This window comes from Aestuariivirga sp. (assembly GCF_037139295.1).
Classification (GTDB): Bacteria; Pseudomonadota; Alphaproteobacteria; order Rhizobiales; family Aestuariivirgaceae; genus Aestuariivirga.
The window spans coordinates 1-3332 of sequence record NZ_JBAXGR010000206.1; the positions used below are offsets into that span (position 1 = coordinate 1).

Consider the following 3332-nt stretch of genomic DNA (forward strand, 5'->3'; position numbering starts at 1 on the left):
GCGATGCTCAATGGCCAGGGATGTTTGCGCACCATGCGGAATAAAGATGCGAACCACTATCTCATTGAAATATCGCTGTAATTATTTACACGATACGCGTACTTAGGTATAAATTCCCAATTTATCCTCTGTCTGGCTAGAGTTCCGTCCGCGGGGGGAGGTGCTGTTGCCTCTTGGTCGAAAGCCATGCGAGTGGTGTGCCAAGGCTAGGCCCAATTCGTGGGGTCTCATCTGAGGCGAACAGACGATCAAGAACGATGACCGCAAGGCGGACCCGGCATATTCATTCGTTGATCACACGCCCGAAAGTCTCAAATTGTCTGACGACGAACATCTTCGTGACGTATCTGGCAATGGGCAACGACTATTGAACACATGCTTTCCCAAGATTTGATCTGATCGTCTGCAGGTCCACTTCATCGGTCAAGCCATTCCTATCCAAATCGTACCAACTCGATTTTCCCTTCGAGACTTTGACCATGCGCTTATAATCCTCGATATCTTTCCTGTTCACAAATCCATCACCATTACCATCTCCGGGACAGTCCTCGTGAGAGGAGAGCAAGTCATCAAGCTCCGTCTTTAATGAAGAGTATATCTGATTGTTTGTGGAACCCGCGACTGAATGGTCAAGCTGGGTTCCGTTCCTATCCAACATAGGAACTGGTATTGCTTCATTAACTTGATATAGTTCTTCTGTTGTTACGTCGACGCAACCATCTTGTGTGGCATCCGGATTGGTGGGTTGGTAGTCTTTCCAGCTGTTGCGGATCAGTTTGTACCCTTCATCATTGCGTATTGCCCAAGCATTCTGGGGGATGACCGACGCAGCCGGCTGGCCCTCACTCACGAGCCAATTCTGGACCTGGCAACAATACTGAAAACCACCCTGCGGTATCTCAGGTGGATTTGGCACGCTTTGTGTGGGGCTAGATGGGTATGTTCCCTCGGCGTCAACACCAAACCAAACACCTAGGTTGTCTTCGCAGACTTCTTTGCTCAAAAGCACATGGGAGCACGAGTTTGCAAACTGACAAGGCGCCTGTATGGTGTCGTTTATCATACGATTTAGACCGATTTGAGTAAAATTCGTTTTTCGAATACTCAACTGGTTGGGTTGCTTTAGATAGGGCAACATGGATTGGGCATCTACTGTACGCGGTGAAGCCGCCTTGTGGACATCAACCCCAGCGACTTCTCCTGCCAACTGATAGACATCGGCAATGTTTATCATTGCGTCGACTGATCTATTCGGCTGATTGACCATTGGTCCGGCAACGATCAATGGCGCCCAAACGCCCGTCTGATAGACAGTGCCCTTGGCTCTCTGGGGGTCAAATGGAAGTCTCGTATTGCTGCCAAACGAGCCATTGTCATTGACATACACGACTAGAGTATTCGTAGCTTCAGGTTGATAAGCAATGCTGCCATCTGTTTTTCTTTTCGCCAAGCCTGTCTCAACCAGCAGCCGACCAATGTCCACATCCATTGCCTGTATCATCTGATTGGCTAGGATGTAGTAGGCTAGCGAGTTTTGAGTTACATCTAGACCATTGGCGTCAAGAGAGGTGGGAGGTAGCATATCGATCGGTGGCGGCTGCAAAGGCGTATGCACAACTGGGTAGGCCAATGTCGCCATCCAGGGCTTGGACGACGATTGCTGCCGCCTGATCCATTTTATTGCCGCATCAGTAGCCTGAACATTCCGAAACTGACGGGAGTCTGGGGCTGTCAATGGAAACCGAGTGACTACCCTTCCATTGTCAATACCCCAAGGGGATACATAGTGAGCATTGATGGTGTCGAAGTTGAGCGGAGGAATAGGTCCCGTGCAGGATCCTTGTCCGGGAACAAAGATCCCACCACTGATTAGGCACTGTCTCCCTGGCGGATTCTTATCGCCATATGGTGCGCTGAGAATCTTGCAGTTTCTTATGGTGCCTTTGGTGTAGCAAGCACCACTGTCCGATCCGCCATTATTTGAACCTGGCACATACCCGAGGGGATATTGTCCGTCTGCCCCTACACCGCCAGCACTTTTATCAATTGTAGTCGGATCGCCTGTCTCGTCGTACCATCCAGCGAAGTAATCCCAACCAAGGGATCGCATCATTTTATACTTGTACGGATTATTCTTCTGAAGACCAACATGGTACTTGCCGAAGATTCCGCTGGTGTATCCGGCTTTCTTGAGAATCTTTGGCAACGTCATTTCGAACGGAGAGGTCATCGAGTTCGCAAGATCTTCTGGGCCAATAGCTGCGAGGACACTTGTTCGAAAGGGATAGCGGCCCGTATACAGCACCGATCGAGCGACTGTGCAGGTTGGCATCGCCCATGTATTTCTAAATCTTATCCCCGCATCGGCTATTGCATCAATGTTTGGAGTAGCAGCTGCATTTCCGGCAGTAGTCTGGGCTTGACCAGTCAAGGTTGCAGCCAGCCCGCCATAGCCAAAGGTATCGAGCTGGTCGATCCCGACGTCGTCTGTGAAGATTATCAGAATATTCGGCTTAGCTGCCTTCGATGCCGCAGTTGCCGGGTGGGGCAGCAGCAATAGTGCAAGCAGCGAAACCAAAAGCGAGAGCGAATAAGTAACAAGAAATTTCTCGACACGAATGATAGGCATTTTCGATCCCCGCATGTCCAAGCGAATTGCTTTCTATTCGGTGTGACTGCGCATTTTGATCAGCATCTACCGTATGCCCGACTTGTCGAAACAGCTGTTTGCGCAATTCACTGCTACTTGAGACATATATGACTCTTGAATAGAAATAGTACAGGCTCATCAGCGCGTCTTCCTGAAGTATTGCTTAGGTAGTTATATCTATGCGTCGCTTGGCGAGGCAGAAGATCGAAACCGCAAGCATGCAGGCCCTGCAAGTCGTCTCGGGCCACATCCACGCCTTCGAAGCGCTCGCGATTGCTTACGACGGCCCCAGCCAGCTGGTCGTGGGCACCTGGGGGACGTCACTGGACCCGCAGATCTCCCAGTCACTGGCCTGCATGACAACGGGCTCTGCGCTGGTGGAGGACGGCGTCAGCCAGTCGCACTTGGGTTCGTGGTGCTGGAGCAGATAGGGGCGACTGGTGCCTCGGAGTCTCGGTTCCGCGGCTTTGCCGGAGAGGCAGAACTTGCATGTGAAGGCCTGGTCGGGCGTGGAGCACTGACCTGTCGCTAGAGGTCATGTGGGTCCCCAAAGGCGCCAAGGACATGCAAGTGCATATGTTGCGCCAGAGTGTGGTCCATGGCGGTACGATGGGGACCGAACCCACGACATGCAGCTTGGGAAGCTGCCGTCCTACCGCCGGTTTACGCTCGTGTCGGGTTG

At 51.7% G+C, this 3332-nt stretch carries 2 protein-coding genes; one reads left to right on the plus strand and one right to left on the minus strand.

The window, feature by feature from the left end:
- Positions 1-364 precede the first annotated feature (364 nt).
- Complete coding sequence (locus WCJ41_RS20825; protein WP_336907756.1) at positions 365-2629, minus strand: sulfatase-like hydrolase/transferase; 2265 nt, start codon at positions 2627-2629, stop codon at positions 365-367.
- 239 nt (positions 2630-2868) lie between these two features.
- On the opposite strand from WCJ41_RS20825, the gene WCJ41_RS20830 reads away from it, so the two are divergent.
- Positions 2869-3081, plus strand: a complete 213-nt coding sequence (locus tag WCJ41_RS20830; RefSeq protein ID WP_336907757.1) for a hypothetical protein — start codon at positions 2869-2871, stop codon at positions 3079-3081.
- The last annotated feature ends 251 nt before the right edge of the window (positions 3082-3332 follow it).